Genomic DNA, 14,695 nt, shown 5'->3' on the forward strand with positions numbered 1-14,695 from the left:
GGCGGGCAACACAAACGGAGCGGTGCAGGCGGTCCCAACGGGCGGGGCGGGGCGCGATTGCCGGGCTCAGCCGCCCCGCCCGATCCGTACGTTTTGGGGCTCCCCCTCCGACGCCGTGCCCACCATTTTTACCCACGCTGTCGCTGCGCTCGCGCTTGGCCCGTCCGTCCAGCGGGCCGTCCGCCCGCTCCGGCTGTGGGCGCTCGGCGCCGCCTGCGCGGTCGTCCCAGACCTGGACGTGCTCGCCTTCCGGCTCGGCATCCCGTACGAGCACCCGCTCGGCCACCGCGGGTTTTCGCACTCCCTCGTGTTCGCGGCGATCCTCGCCGCCGTGGTCGTCGCCGTGTTCTTCCGCCGGTCGGCTCACCGGGCGGCGTTGGGCGCCTACTTTTTCGCCGCGACGGCCTCGCACGGCCTCCTCGACATGCTGACGGACGGCGGGCACGGCGTGGCCCTGCTGGCCCCGTTCTCGAACGACCGGCTGTTCTTCCTGTGGCGTCCCATCGAGGTGTCGCCGATCGGGATCGACGGGTTCGTCAGCGCGCGCGGTCTGGAGGTGCTGGCGAGCGAGGTCCTGTGGGTGTGGGGACCGGCGCTCGCCGTCGCGGCCTTCCTGCTCGCCGTCCGCCGGCGGGCGCCGGAGACGGTGTGAGGCGGGCCGCCCCGCCCCGCCCGACCTACGCCGCCTCGACCAGTTCGCGGACGCGGGCCTCGGCGGCCTCGTAGAGCTCGTCCGCCGTCCGGGCCGGCTCGCCGTGCCACTCCGTCGTCTGCGCCCGGGCCTTTGCGGCTAGGCGGAGCGCGCCGTCGACGCCGTGGCGGCCGGCCGAGAACGACGTCTGCCGGCGCCGCCCCGCCCCGTCGATCCAGTACGCGGTGACGTAGGGGACGCTCGAGGCCGAGAACTCCTTGACCGTCACGCCGATGCCGGTCACGCCGGTCTGGGTCACGGCCCGCCGGTTCCGGCGCCGCGCCTCGGGCGTGAGCATGTGCGACGCTTTGGAGGGCGGGGTGGGGCCGAGCCGTTCGATCTGAGCCTCACGCCACGCCTGGGCCGCCGCGAGCGCCCCGTCCGTGCCGCCGTGGTCACGGTCGCGGAACCGCCGGTCGATCTTCTCGCCATCGCGCTGGAGGCGGACCCACCACGAGGCGACGTGGTCGAGCCGGGTAATGTTGAAGAGGTCCATGTCGGTGTCGGTCGTGGTCATGGGTCGGGCGGGGCGGCGGGCTCCGGCGGCACCGCCTCGTTTGGGGCGGGGCGGCTAGGCGTCGACGCCCACCGCCGCCGGGGCGCCCTCGACGCGCTCCGCCGCGCCCCGCTCCGTCACGCGCGTGCGCTGCATGACGATGGGGAGGCGCCGCCCGCTCCCGAACGCCTTCGGGCTCACGCGGAGCCCCGGCGCCGCCTGCCGCCGCTTGTACTCGCTCCGGTCCACCAGGCGCGCGACGCGGTCCACGAGCGCCCGATCGAAGCCGGTCTCGGCCGCGATCGCTGCGGGCGAGGCGTGCCCCTCGACGTAGCGGACGAGGACCGCGTCGAGCACGTCGTACGGCGGCAGCGAGTCCTGGTCCGTCTGCCCCGGGCGGAGCTCGGCCGACGGCGGCTTTGTAATCGTGCTCCGCGGGATCACGTCCCGCCCCGCCCGCGCGTTGACGTGCTCGGCGAGCCGGTACACGTCGGTCTTGAACACGTCGGCGAGGACGGCCAGCCCGCCCGCCATGTCGCCGTAGAGCGTCGAGTAGCCGACGGCCACCTCGGACTTGTTGCCGGTCGTGAGCAGGAGGTGGTCGAACTTGTTCGAGATCGCCATGAGCGTGACGCCCCGCGCCCGGGCCTGCACGTTCTCCTCGGCCACGCCGTCCTCGGTCCCCTCGAAGAGCGGGGCGAGCATCGCGCCGAAGGCGTCGACGGCGGGGCGGATCGGGACCTCGTGGAACGCGATGCCCAGGTTCTCGGCCAGCGCCCGGCTGTCGTCGACCGAGCCCGACGACGAGTACGCCGAGGGCATCGTCACGCCCACCACGCGGTCGGCGCCGAGCGCCGCGACGGCGATCGCGCACGTGACCGCCGAGTCGATCCCGCCCGAGAGCCCGACGAGCGCCTTGTCGAACACGCCCGGCCCCGTCTTGGCCACGTAGTCGCGGACGCCGAGCACGAGCGCGTCGTGGACCTCGGCCGTCGCGTCTTCAACAGGCACCTCCACCGCCCCGCCCGGCGCTTCGGTGTCCCACACGTGGAACGCCTCCTCGAAGAGCGGCGCGTGCCACAGCACCCCGCCCGCGGCCGACTGCACCTGGCTGCTGCCGTCGAAGATCAGCTCGGTGTTGGCGCCGACCTGGTTCACGTAGACGAACGGGACGCCGCGCTCGCGGCAGCTCTCGCGGATGAGCTGCTGCCGCTCGGCCGGCTTGCCCGCCGCGTAGGGGCTCGCCGAGAGGTTCACGAACAGGTCCACGCCGAGCGCGGCCAGCTCGGCGATGGGGTCGGCGGCGTAGAGGTGGTAGGGCACCTGCTCCCCGTCGGCTCCGCCGGAGTGGTTCCACATGTCCTCGCACAGGTGGACCCCCAGCCGCACGCCGCCGTGCTCGATCACGCGGCGCTCGGGGCACGGCTCGAAGTAGCGGGCCTCATCGAACACGTCGTACGTCGGCAGCAGCGTCTTGGAGACGGCGTCGCGGACCGCCCCGCCCGCGAGCAGCAGGGCCGAGTTGAACAGCCGCTTGCCCACGGGCGTCTCGTTCCGCACCGGCGCGCCGACGAGGAGCGCGAGCCCGTCCGGCGCCTCGCGCGCGAGCAGGGCGACGGCGTCGTCCACGTCGTCCAGGAACGCCGGCCGGTCGAGGAGGTCCTGCGGCGGGTAGCCCGTCACGCACAGCTCGGGGAAGACGGCGAGGTCGGCCCCGGCCCTGGAGGCGCGGCGGGCGTCGCGGAGGACGCGCTGGACGTTCCCGGCGAGGTCGCCGACGGTCGGGTTGATCTGGCAGAGGGCGATGCGCACGGGCGGGGCGGTCGGGCGGGGGGAGCGCGTTGGACGCGCCGGGCGGGGCGGGGTGCCGGGACGGATGATGCGGCCGCCCCGCCCGGCGGTGGGCGGGACGGCGTCGTAGGGGCGACCGCCGGTTGCCCTGGCACCGGGCAGGGCGGGGATGTCACCGGGCAGCGCGGGGCGGGGCGGCGCTATCGAAGACCACCCTGCCCTCTGGGTCCGCTCGGCCCGGACACGACGCGTCGTGTCCCTACGAATGCCATTGTCGGGCGGGGCGGCTGCGCGACCGCCCCGCCCGCTGCTCGCCGCTTATGATCGGGGCGGGGTGGCCGGCGCGCCCGGCTGGCCGTCGCCGGGCGGGGCGGGCGCCGGCGGGCTCGCCGCGTTCGACGGCGCGTGGTCGTTCGTCGTCGGCGTGTCGAGGTCGGCCTCCTCCATCGCGTCGCGCCACAGCGCTTCCGATCCCGGGTCGGGGTCGACGAGCGCCACGAGCGCGTCGCCCAGCTGCGGCGTGATGTCGGCGTCCTCGGCGTAGACCCGGACCTTCTCGCCGCGGACCACGAACAGCGGCGTGAACGCCCCGTCGTCCGACGCCTCGCGCAGCCACCCCGCCCCGCCGTCGGCGAGCCGGAGCACGCGGATCGCGGCGCCCGCGTCGAACCGCTCGTCGAGCGACGAGTAGGTCGCGTCGGTCGAGAACAGCGGGCGCCCGCGGAGGTGGCGCGGGATCTCGTTGGCCGCGCTCTGCGGGCCGTCGGAGCGGACCGGGATCTGGAACACCTCGTTCGACTCGAACACCTCGCCAAAGTGGAGGGCCGCCAGCGAGTTGACCTCGTCGTTCGGGGTGACCGCCAGGAGCCGCCCGAGCCCGCTCAGGTCGAGGTCGTCGATGACGCCCTCGGCGAGCACGTTGGCCCGCTTGGCCGGGAGCCCCGCCCGGACCGCGAGCCGCACGTTCCGCGCGTTGGCGTCGATAAGGAGCGTCCGCACGCCCAGGTCCTGGAGCGCCTTGGCCACGCGGCGGACCCACGGCTGGGCGCCCACGAACAGGATGCCCTGGGGGTCCGGGAGCGCGAGGCCCAGCGCCCGCGCCAGCGGCGAGATCGTCAGGCCGTACACGGCCACCGTGCCCACGATGACGAGGAACACGATGGGCACGATGCGCTCGGCCTCGGCCGGAAAAAACTCGGCGAGCCGGAACGCGAACAGGCTCGCCACCGCCGCCGCCACGATCCCGCGCGGGGCCAGCCACGACAGGAACGCCTGCTCCTTCCACGTGAGGCCCGTGCCGAGGCTCGACAGCACGACGGCGAGGGGGCGCACGACGAGCATGAGCGCGCCGAGGAACAAGAGCGGCCCCGGCGCCAGCATGACCTCGAACGCCGAGGGGTCGAGCCGGGCCGAGAGCACGATGAACAAGAGCGAGATGAGGAGCACCCGGAGGTCCTCCTTGAACTCGACGATCCGGCGGACCGAGACGTACTTCTGGTTGGCCATGAAGATGCCCAGCAGCGTCGCTTCGAGGAGCCCGGCCTCCTCCTGGAGCGCGTTCGAGATCGCGAACGCGGCGATGACCACCATGAGCGCCACCGGGTTCTGGAGCCAGTCGGGCACGAGGCGGCGCCGGAGGAGCAGGACGAGCAGGCCCGCCGAGAGCGCCGCCACGCCCACGCCGACCACGACCTCGTAGGCGATCCCGGTCGCGAGCGCGCTCCACGGGCTCGCGTGCTCGCCCCCGACGGCCTGGGCCGGCTCGCGGAGCAGGATGACGGTCTCCAAGACGAGGACGGCGAGGATGGCCCCGATGGGGTCGATCGTGATCCCCTCCCACTTCGCGATCGTCCCCACGCGCCCCGCCGGGCGGACCTGTCGGAGCAGCGGGAGCACGACCGTCGGACCCGTCACCGTCAGGAGCGCGCCGAGCACGATCGCCACCTCCCACGAGAACCCGGCGAGGTAGTGGGCGCCGACGGCGCCGAGCACGCCCGTCACGCCCACGCCGATCGTGATGAGGTTGATGACCGACTTGCCCACCTCACGGAACTCGTCGAACCGGAGCGTGAGCCCGCCCTCGAACAGGATGATCCCGACGGCCAGCGAGACGAACGGGAACAGCCACTCGCCCTGGAGCGCCTCCTGGGGCAGGAAGCCGGTGACCGGCCCGGCCAGGAAGCCGGCGCCGAGGAGCAGGAGGATCGACGGCAGCCGGGTCCGCCACGCGACCCACTGCGCGCCAATGCCGAGCACGACGACGGCGGCGATCGTAACGAGGGGCGTGGACATGAGGCGGTCCCAGGGGGCGGGGTGGCGGGCCGCAGAAGCTACGGTCTGCGCCGCCCCGCCCCGCCCCCGAGGACTGCGCCGCGCGCGAAGGGCGGGGCGGCGCGCGAGGCGGGGCCGCGCGTGAGCGGACGCATGGTTCGTGGTGCGTGAGGGAGCCCCCAGAAGCAACGTCACGCGTCACGGACCGAGCCAACCTCGCGCCGGTGCGTTGCGCTCCCACCCAGCCCCCGTGCAACGGGACGGGCGGGGCGGCGTCAGCCCACGAGGGCGGGGCGGCGGTCGGCCCACGGGCGCGCGGCCTCGAGCTGGGCCGCGAGCCGGAGGAGCCCGGCCTCGCTCGCCGGGCGGCCCACGAACTGGACACCGACCGGGAGCCCGCGCGGGGCGCCCGGGAGCGGGGCGGTCTGAGTGAGCGGGACCGACATGGCGGGGAGGCCCGCGAGGTTGGCCAGTTGCGTAAACGGCGTGTCCGCGAGCCGCTCGATGATGAGCTGCTCGACGAACCCGCTCTTGAGCAGGAGCCGCCCCGCCCGCGCCCGCGCCGCGGCCCCGGCCAGGAGGCGCTCGGTGGCCGTCGGCGCCTGCGCCCCGACGTGCGGCGCGAGCACGGCTGTCGTCGGCGTGAGGTAGAGGTCGTACCGTTTGTGGAAGCGGCCGACGGCGCGCGCGTAGACGTTCCACCCGTCGAGCGACGCGGCGTACTCGGCGGCCGAGACGCGCTCGCCGACCTCGGCTAAGAGCCGCGTGACCGGCTCGACGCGCCGCCGGGCGCCGGGCGCGATCGCCTCGGCGCGGCGGACGGAGGCGGCGACCTGCCCGAAGTACATCATGAAGTAGCTCCGGGCGAGCGCGCGCCCGTCGACCTCGGGCGCGGCCTCCTCGACGTCGTGTCCGAGCTCGGCGAGGAGCGCCGCGGCGTCCTCGACGGCCTCGACGCACGCCGGGTCGACGTCGGTCCCCAGCGGCGACCGCACGGAAAACCCGACCCGGAGCCGCCCCGGGTCCTCGCCGACGGCGTCGGCGAACGGGCGGGCGGGGCGGGGGAGCGCGACGGGGTCGCCCGGGGACGGGCCGGCGACGGCGTCGAGGAAAGCGGCCGCGTCGCGGACCGTCCGCGTGACGGGGAGGCTCGCGTTCGCCCCGTGCCACACCTCGCCCACGGTCGGGCCGTCGGGGACGCGCCCGCGCGAGGGCTTGAGCCCGAACAGCCCCGAGTACCCGCTGGGGATGCGGATCGAGCCGCCCCCGTCGGACGCGTCGGCGGCCGGGAGCACGCGCGCGGCGACGGCGGCGGCGGCGCCCCCGCTCGACCCGCCGGGTGTCCGGTCGGGCGCCCACGGGTTCCGCGTCGGGCCGTACGCCTCGGGCTCGGTCACGCCCATCAGCCCGAACTCCGGCGTCGTGGTCTTGCCCAGGAGCACGAGCCCGGCCGCCCGGTAGCGCTGGACGAGCGTGGCGTCGGTCGTGGGCACGTGGTGGCGGAGCGCGTCGGACCCCTCGCGCATCGGCATCCCGGCGACCGGGTGCAACAGGTCCTTGACGGCGAACGGGACGCCCTGGAACGGCCCGGGCGGGGCGGCCTCGGCCCGGCGGCGGACGGCGGCGGCGGGATCGAGGTGCGCGAACGCGCCCAGGTCACGGGCCTCGGCCCGCGCGAGCGCGGCGTCGGCGAGCTCGGCCGCCGAAACGTCGCCGCGGCGGGCCAGGGCGGCGAGGCCCGTGGCGTCGAGGTCGTCGTACTCGGGGAGGGGGAGGGGCATGGGCGGGCGGGGCGGAGCGTTCGGAGCGATAGCTTACCCGCCGTCCCCGCCCGGTGTACCGATGCCCCCGCCCCTGAGCGCCCGCCCCGCCCCGCTCGCCGCGCTCCTCGTCGCGCTCCTCGCCGCGTGCGGCCCCACGCCCGCCCCGCCCGCCGACGGGGGCGGGGCGGCGGCCACCCCGCCCGAGGCGGACGTCGCCCTCGTGTCGCTGGAGTCGAAGCGGGGCGGGGCGGCGGACGTGGGGACGGCCCGGCGTGACACGGCGGCCCGGCCGCCGCTGCCGGACGGGTTCGTGCGCCTCCGCGACGTGGCGCCCAGCGTGGCCCAGGAAATCCGGTACACGACGGCGTTCAACTTCGTCGGCGAGCCGATCGACGGCTACGACGCCCCCGAGTGCATTCTGACGAGCGAGGCCGCCGACGCGCTCGCCGCCGTCGCCGACGACCTCGCGCGGCAGGACCTCGGGCTCAAGGTCTACGACTGCTACCGGCCCCAGACGGCCGTCCGCCACTTTGCCCGGTGGACCGGCCTCCGCGACACGACGATGAAGGAGGCGTTCTACCCGACGGAGCCGAAGGGGTGGCTCTTCGCGCGCGGCTACATCTCGACCCGGAGCGGCCACAGCCGGGGCTCGACCGTCGACCTCACGGTCGTCCGCCTCCCGGCCGAGGACGCCGTGCGCACGTCGTTCCCCGCCCCGCCCGACCCGCTCCCCCGGTGCGACGGCGCGTGGGGCGAGCGGCTCGACGAGGGCGACCTCGATATGGGGACGGCCTACGACTGCCTCTCGCCGCTCGCCGCCACCGACAGCCCGGGCCTCTCGGCCGAGGCCCGCCGCAACCGCGACCGGCTCCGGGCGGCCATGGGCCGGCGCGGGTTCCAGAATTACTCCAAGGAGTGGTGGCACTTCTCGCTCCGCGGCGAGCCGCACCCGGGCACGTACTTCGACTTCCCCGTGCAGTAGGGATTCTCGAGACGTAAGGGCGGGGCGGGGCGGGCCGTGACACGACGTCGGGCCAGAATGCGTGGGAGGAGGAGGGAGAGGCGCCGAAGCTCCCCCGTGCCCGCCCCGCCCAGGCAGCCCACAGCTGCGGAGTCACCTGATGCCGAATGCCGATGCCCGCCCCTACTTTGGAGCGTTCCACCCCTGTCCCGATGGAACCCGCCGTTCTGGACGTCGACGCTCCAGCCCGCGACCTCGTCATCGCCCTCCGCGCCGACTCGCGCGCCGCCGACCGCACGCCGGACGTCCTCACGCGGCGGCTCTACGACGACCTCCGCCGGCTCGCCAAGGCGCACCGGGCGCGGTGGCACGGGAACCACACGCTGAACACGACGGCGATCGTCCACGAGGCGTACCTCAAAGTCGCCGGGGCCGACCCGTTCGAGGGCCACGGCCACTTTCTCGGCGTCGCCAGCCGGGCCATGCGGCAGGTGCTCGTGAGCTACGCCGAGTCGCAGCGGGCGCTCAAGCGGGGCGGCGGCCTGGTGGCGGCCTCGCTCGACGCCGCCCCGCCCGAGGCGCTCCTCACCGAGCCCCAGATCGAGGAAATCCTGACGGTCGACGGCGCGCTCCGGCGGCTGGCGGCGCTCGACGAGCGGGCGGCCCGCGTCGTCGAGTCCCGCGTCTTCGGCGGGCTCTCGATCGACGAGACGGCCGCCGCGCTCGGCGTCTCCGAGGCGACCGTCACGCGCGACTGGCGCCGCGCGCGGGCGTGGCTCCGCGGCGAGCTCGGGGCCGCCCCGCCCGACGCGATCTCGACGCTGGCGTAGGGCGGGGCGGAGACGGTTCCTGGCGAGGCGGTGCGGCTTTTTCAGCGCCCGCCCCGCCCGGCGGCATGGCCGTGAACTGGGGCAAACGGGCGCTCTTTTTTGACCACGCCAGAGGGTGCAGGCTAGCTTCTGAATGGCGGCGTCTGGAACGGGACGTGCGCGTGCGGGAGTTGGCTCCCGTGTTTGCCTCGTGGCCGGTGCCGACGTCGCTCGATCCCGCATGGTCCTCCGTTCCACGCCAGGGGGCGGGGCGGTGTCCGCGACGTGCACGGGAGGACCCGGCCGCCAAAGCCTTACACTCTAGCAATTGACTGTGGCCCCATGACCCCCGACCGCTGGCGACGGGTGTCCCGCCTGTTCGACGCCGCCGCCGACATCGACGTGCAAGACCGGAGCGCGTACCTCGACCGCGAGGTCCGCGCTCCCGACGGCGGCCCCGACCCCGCGCTCCGCGCCGAGGTCGAGCGACTGCTCGACCTCGACGGCGACGCGGGCGACGGCGTGCCCGTCTACGGCGACGGCCTGTCCCTCCCGCCGCCGGAGCGGGCCGGCCCGTGGCGGCTCGTCGAGCGCGTCGGCGAGGGCGGGATGGGCGAGGTGTGGCGGGCCGAGCGGGCCGACGGGGCCTACCGCGCCGAGGCCGCCGTCAAGCTGGTGCGCCCCGGGCTCGCGCCCGACCTCGTCGCCCGGTTCCGGGCCGAGCGCCACGTGCTCGCCCGGCTCGACCACCCCGCCATCGCCCGCCTCCTCGACGGCGGCACGGCGTCGGACGGGCGCCCCTACCTCGCGCTGGGCTACGTCCGCGGCGAGCCGATCACGGACTACTGCGACCGCCGGCAGCTCGGCGTCGCCGAGCGCCTGGCCCTGTTCGGCGAGGTCTGCCAGGCCGTCGCTTACGCCCACCGGATGCTGGTCGTCCACCGCGACATCAAGCCGTCGAACGTGCTCGTCGAGGAGACCCCGGGCGCGGACCCGGAGGGCGCGGCCTCTGGGGGCGGTGCGGCAAGCGAGACCTCTGGGGGCGGGGCGGGGCGCGTCAAGCTCCTCGACTTCGGGATCGCCAAGCTGCTCGACGAGGCCGCCCCGTTCACGGCGCCCGTGACCGCCGCCGACCGGCGCGTGATGACGCCGCAGTACGCGGCGCCCGAGCAGGTCCGCGGCGAGGACGCCACGACGGCCACCGACGTCTACGGGCTGGGCGTCCTGCTCTACGAGCTCCTCACGGGCCGGCGCCCCTACGCCGCCGACGGCCGGACCCGGGCGGCCGTCGAGCGGGCCGTCCTGGAGGCCACCCCGCCCGAGCCGTCGGCGACCACGGCCGAGGGCGGGGCGGAGGCCCGGGCCGCCGCGCGGTCGACGGACCCCGCCCGGCTCCGGCGCCGGCTCCGCGGCGACCTCGACCGGATCGTGCTCAAGGCGCTCCGCAAAGAGCCCGAGCGCCGGTACGACGGGCCGGCCGCGCTCGCGCGCGACCTCGAACGCCACCTCGCTGGGCTCCCCGTCGAGGCCCGGCCCGACTCGGTCAGCTACCGCGCTCGGTCGTTCGTCCGCCGCCACCGGCAGGGCGTGGCGGCGACCGCGGCGGGCGTCGTGCTCGTAGCCGCCCTCGTGACCGGCTACACGCTCCGCCTGTCGAGCGCCCGCGCCCAAGCCGAGGCCGACCGGGCGGCGTCCGACGCCACGGTCGACTTCCTGATCGGCCTGTTCGAGGAGGGCGACCCGCTCGAGGCCCGCGGCGACACGGCGACGGTTTACGACCTCCTCGACCGGGGGACGGCCCAGGTCCGCGCGGCGTTCGCCGACCACCCGCGCGAGCGGGGCCGGCTCCAGGTGGCGCTGGCCCGGATCCACCGGAACCTGGGCGACTTCGGCCGCGCCGACTCGCTGTACCGGGCCGCCGGCGCGCTTGCCCCAACCGGCACCCCGCTCTGGACCGAGGCCCACCTGGGGCTCGCCAGCGTGCTCAAGATCCGGGGCGACTACGACGGCGCGGAGCGCGTCTACCGGCGGGCGTTCGCGGCCGCCCCGCCCGAGGACCGGCTCCACGCGCTGGGCGGGCTCGCCAACGTGCTCCGGCTCCAGGGCGACCTCGCGGCGTCGGACAGCCTCTACGCGCTCGTCCTCGACGCGCGCCGCACAGACGGCGACTCGGCCCACCTCTCGACCGACCTCCACAACGTCGGCGTGCTCCGGGCCGATCTCGGGCGCCCTGACGAGGGCGCCCGCGCGCTCCGCGAGGCGCTCCGCATCAAAGAGCAGGCGCTCGGGCCGGACCACCTCCACACGGCGCTCACGCTCAATAGCCTCGCCGTCGTCGAGCAGGATCGGGGCCGCCCCGCCCAGGCCGAGGCCCTCTACCGACGCGCGCTCGCCGTCTACCGGACGCACCACGGCGAAGCTCATGACGACGTGGCCGCCGTGCGGAACAACCTGGGCGCGCTCGCCCAGGAGCAGGGCGACCTGGACGGCGCGCTCCGCGAGTACCGCGCGGCCCTCGGCACATGGCGCACGACGCTCGGCGACAGTCACCCCTACGTGGCCGTCGCGCTCGTCAACATCGGGTCGGCGTACCACGACGGCGGCCGCTACGCCGACGCCGAGCGGTACTACCGGGACGCTCTCGCCCGCGACCGCGCCAGCCTGGGCGACGACCACGTCGAGGTCGGCGTCGACTGGGCGCTCCTCGGTGCCCTCTACCACGACGCCGGCCGCGACGCCGACGCCGAAGCCGCCTTCCGCGAGGCCGCCCGGCGGTTCGACGCCGCCTACCCGCCCGGCCACCCGGACGCCGTGGGCGCGCGCGTCGGCCTCGCGCGGGCGCTCGACCGGCAGGGCCGGCGCGCTGAGGTCCCGGCCGCGCTCCGCGGCGTGCCCGCCGCCCCGCCCGGCCTCGACGACGAGACGGCCCGCGAGCTTCGGCGGCTCCGCTTGTGAGGGCGGGGCGGGGTGGGAGGGATGCGGGACGGGGGAAGAGGGGCAGGCAGAGGGTGCCGTCTTGGGCCGCCCCGCCCGTCGCCTCCGGGTCCGCTAGGCCCGAGCCTCGGGTTGAAATCTTTCCCTTCGGGGACTCGGGGCAGGCTGTCGCTCTACTCCTCAAGATGATCCTCACGATGACAGGTGCGGAAAACTCAGCGGCTCTGCCACGGGAGAGGGACACCGCGCAGCGTCGGCGCAGCCAGGGTGGGGCGCGCCGGCTGGCCGGAGGGCGGGGCGGCGGCCCCGGAGCACGAGGGGGGTGCGGCGGGCACCCTCTGCCCGTCCCTCATCCCCCATCCCTCAATCCCTCCCCAAATCCCCCCGCCCCGCCCGCTAGCTTGCGGCCATGCCCGCCCCGCCCGCCGCGCCGCTCGCCCAGGTCGTCCCGCTCACGCCCGTCGACGGCGTCTACACGTACCGCGTGCCGTCCGAGATGGACGCCGAGGCCGTGCCCGGCGCCCGCGTCGTCGTCCCGTTCGGGCGGCGGACGCTCACGGGCGTCGTGGTCGAGCGCTTCGGCGACGACGACCTGGACCCGGAGACGACCCCCAAGCTCAAGCCGCTGTACGACGTCCTCGACGGCCGCCCCGCCGTGCCGGCCGACCTGCTCGCGCTGACCAAGTGGGTGGCCGACTACACGCTCTGCACCTGGGGCGAGGCGCTCAAAGCCGCGCTCCCCAGCGGAACCGGCGTCGAGAGCCGCCGCGTCGTCCACGGCCTCGCCCCGCCCGACGCCTGGGACGAGCCGCGTGGGCGGAAGGTGCTCCGCGCGCTCCAAGAAAAAAACGGGGCCGGGTTGCCCGTCGCCCAGGTGGCCGGCGTGCTCGGGCGTAAGACGGTTCCCCAGAACCTCCTGCGGCGCCTGGAGGCCGCCGGCGCCGTCCGCCTCGACGACGAGGTGCAGGAGGCGCGGGCGCGCGCCAAGACGGCCCGCCACCTCCGCCTCGCCACCCCGCCCGCGGGCGGCAACAGCAGGACGGTCCGGGGCGCCCGGCAGACGGCGCTCCTGGAGCACCTCGCCGGCGTCGGCGAGGGCGGGGCGGTCCAGGCCGAGGCGTTCGCCGCGACCGGCGCCACGTCGTCGACGGTCAAGAGCCTGGAGGCGCGCGGGCTGGTCGAGGCGTTCGACGCCGAGGTCGAGCGCCGCGCCGACGGCCTCGACGGGCCGGCCCCCGAGGCCGCCCCGCCCGTCGACCTCCACCCCGCCCAGGAGGCGGCGACCGACGCCATCGCGGGCGCGATCCAGGCGGGGCGGGGCGGGACGTTCCTGCTCCACGGCGTGACCGGGAGCGGCAAGACCGAGGTCTACCTCCGCACGCTGCGGGCGGCGCTGGACAAGGGGAAGACGGCCATCGTGCTCGTCCCCGAGATCGCGCTCACGCCCCAGACCGTCCGCCGCTTCCGGGCGCCGTTCGGCGACGCCGTGGCCGTCCTCCACAGCCGGATGAGCCCGGGCGAGCGGCTCGACGCGTGGACGCGCATCCGCGACGGCCGCTACCCCATCGTCATCGGCCCGCGCTCGGCCGTCTTCGCCCCGCTCGACAACCTCGGCGTGATCGTGGTCGACGAGGAGCACGAGGCGAGCTACAAGCAGTTCGACCCCGCCCCGCGCTACCACGCCCGCGACGTGGCCGTGATGCGGGCGCACCGGGCCGGCGCGGTCTGCGTGCTGGGCAGCGCGACGCCGTCGCTGGAGTCGGTCGCGAACGCGAACGCGGGCAAGTACACGCGGCTCGAGATGCCCGACCGCGTGCCGGTCCGCGGCCCCGACGGCACGACGCACGCGCCCGCCCCGCTCCCGCCGGTCCGCGTGATCGACCTGGGCCGCGAAAAGCAGGTCCGCCGGCTAAAGGGCGCCCTCAGCCACGACCTCCGACTCGCGATCGAGGCGCGACTGGGGCGGGGCGAGCAGACGATCCTCCTCCAGAACCGGCGCGGCTACGCGCCCGTGGTCACGTGCGAGGACTGCGGGTGGACGCCCACGTGCACCGACTGCGCCGTCTCGCTGACCGTCCACCGCGACCGCTACGGGAAGCTCTCGGACCAGCTCCGCTGTCACTACTGCGGGCTGACGGAGCGGCTCCAGCCCGCGTGCCCCGAGTGCGGCGAGCGCGACCTCCGCCTGCTCGGGCAGGGCACGCAGCGCGTCGAGGAGGAGATCGCCGAGGTCTTCCCCGAGGCCCGCGTGCTCCGCATGGACCTCGACACGACGAGCCGCAAGGGCGCCCACCGCAAGATCCTCGACCGCTTCGGGCGGGGCGACGCCGACATCCTGCTGGGCACGCAGATGGTCGCCAAGGGCCTCGACTTCCCGCGCGTCACGCTCGTCGGCGTGGTCGACGCCGACACGGGCATGCTCCTGCCCGACTTCCGCGCGTCCGAGCGGACGTTCCAGCTCTTGGCCCAGGTGGCGGGGCGGGCGGGGCGGCACGAGCTCCAGGGCGAGGTGCTGCTGCAAACGCGGAACCCGGACCACGCGGCCATCCGGTTCGCGCTCGCCCACGACTTCCACGGGTTCGCGCACGTCGAGATGGCCGAGCGGCTGGCGCTGGGCTACCCGCCGTACGGCCGGCTGGTCGGCGTCGAGGTGAAGGGGCCGGAGCAGCGGTCGACCGAGGCGCTCGCCGAGCGGTGGGGCGTGGCGCTCGGGCAGGAGGCGCAGAAGGTGGCCGGCGTCGAGGTGCTCGGCCCGGCCCCCGCCCTCGTCGGCCGCGTCAAAAAGTGGTGGCGGTACCACCTGCTGGTCAAGGCCCCGCGGACGCTCCCGCCGTCGGTGCTCGCCGCCGTCGTGCGCGCGGTCCGCGACCGCGTCGGGGCGCCCGGCGGCCACCGCGTCAACCTCGACGTGGACCCGGTCGGGCTGTACTGAGGACGAGCGGGCGGGGTGGCGACCGCCCCGCCCCGCGTGCGCGGTTC

9 protein-coding genes are annotated in these 14,695 nt (G+C 75.6%); 5 read left to right on the plus strand and 4 right to left on the minus strand.

Annotation, left to right across the window (positions count from 1 at the left end; all coding sequences use genetic code 11):
* Positions 1 to 115 precede the first annotated feature (115 nt).
* Positions 116 to 652: a metal-dependent hydrolase gene (locus RQM47_RS07460; RefSeq protein ID WP_314008231.1), complete on the plus strand. Its 537-nt coding sequence runs from the start codon at positions 116 to 118 to the stop codon at positions 650 to 652.
* Between the two features lie 25 nt (positions 653 to 677).
* On the opposite strand, the gene RQM47_RS07465 is transcribed toward RQM47_RS07460, so the two are convergent.
* From RQM47_RS07465 to RQM47_RS07480, 4 genes are all read right to left on the minus strand, one after another.
* Positions 678 to 1,208 carry a hypothetical protein gene (locus RQM47_RS07465; RefSeq protein WP_311663191.1) on the minus strand — a complete coding sequence of 177 codons (531 nt, stop codon included), beginning with the start codon at positions 1,206 to 1,208 and terminating at the stop codon, positions 678 to 680.
* Between the two features lie 54 nt (positions 1,209 to 1,262).
* Complete coding sequence (locus RQM47_RS07470; RefSeq protein WP_314008234.1) at positions 1,263 to 2,999, minus strand: NAD+ synthase; 1,737 nt, start codon at positions 2,997 to 2,999, stop codon at positions 1,263 to 1,265.
* Positions 3,000 to 3,296: 297 nt separating this feature from the next.
* The gene (locus tag RQM47_RS07475; RefSeq protein WP_314008237.1) at positions 3,297 to 5,270 is read right to left on the minus strand and encodes a sodium:proton antiporter; all 1,974 of its coding nucleotides are present in this window, start codon (positions 5,268 to 5,270) and stop codon (positions 3,297 to 3,299) included.
* 254 nt (positions 5,271 to 5,524) lie between these two features.
* On the minus strand, positions 5,525 to 7,030 hold the full coding sequence (locus RQM47_RS07480; RefSeq protein ID WP_314008240.1) for an amidase: 1,506 nt from the start codon (positions 7,028 to 7,030) through the stop codon (positions 5,525 to 5,527).
* A gap of 61 nt (positions 7,031 to 7,091) precedes the next feature.
* On the opposite strand from RQM47_RS07480, the gene RQM47_RS07485 reads away from it, so the two are divergent.
* From RQM47_RS07485 to priA, 4 genes are all read left to right on the plus strand, one after another.
* Positions 7,092 to 7,994: a M15 family metallopeptidase gene (locus RQM47_RS07485; RefSeq protein ID WP_311663182.1), complete on the plus strand. Its 903-nt coding sequence runs from the start codon at positions 7,092 to 7,094 to the stop codon at positions 7,992 to 7,994.
* Between the two features lie 191 nt (positions 7,995 to 8,185).
* Complete coding sequence (locus RQM47_RS07490; protein WP_311663180.1) at positions 8,186 to 8,803, plus strand: ECF-type sigma factor; 618 nt, start codon at positions 8,186 to 8,188, stop codon at positions 8,801 to 8,803.
* A gap of 321 nt (positions 8,804 to 9,124) precedes the next feature.
* Entirely contained in the window at positions 9,125 to 11,737 is a 2,613-nt protein-coding gene (locus RQM47_RS07495) for a serine/threonine-protein kinase (RefSeq protein WP_314008241.1), read from the plus strand.
* Positions 11,738 to 12,125: 388 nt separating this feature from the next.
* Complete coding sequence (gene priA / locus RQM47_RS07500; RefSeq protein ID WP_314008243.1) at positions 12,126 to 14,648, plus strand: primosomal protein N'; 2,523 nt, start codon at positions 12,126 to 12,128, stop codon at positions 14,646 to 14,648.
* Positions 14,649 to 14,695: the final 47 nt, after the last annotated feature.

This window comes from Rubrivirga sp. S365, from assembly GCF_032248475.1.
Lineage (GTDB): Bacteria > Bacteroidota > Rhodothermia > Rhodothermales > Rubricoccaceae > Rubrivirga > Rubrivirga litoralis.

Excerpts from the sequence above, each read along its gene's own strand:
- RQM47_RS07465 (WP_311663191.1), bottom strand. The coding sequence starts at position 1,208 with ATGACCACGACCGACACCGACATGGACCTCTTCAACATTACCCGGCTC.
- RQM47_RS07475 (WP_314008237.1), bottom strand. The coding sequence starts at position 5,270 with ATGTCCACGCCCCTCGTTACGATCGCCGCCGTCGTCGTGCTCGGCATT.
- RQM47_RS07480 (WP_314008240.1), bottom strand. The coding sequence starts at position 7,030 with ATGCCCCTCCCCCTCCCCGAGTACGACGACCTCGACGCCACGGGCCTC.
- RQM47_RS07485 (WP_311663182.1), top strand. The coding sequence starts at position 7,092 with ATGCCCCCGCCCCTGAGCGCCCGCCCCGCCCCGCTCGCCGCGCTCCTC.
- RQM47_RS07490 (WP_311663180.1), top strand. The coding sequence starts at position 8,186 with ATGGAACCCGCCGTTCTGGACGTCGACGCTCCAGCCCGCGACCTCGTC.
- RQM47_RS07495 (WP_314008241.1), top strand. The coding sequence starts at position 9,125 with ATGACCCCCGACCGCTGGCGACGGGTGTCCCGCCTGTTCGACGCCGCC.
- priA (WP_314008243.1), top strand. The coding sequence starts at position 12,126 with ATGCCCGCCCCGCCCGCCGCGCCGCTCGCCCAGGTCGTCCCGCTCACG.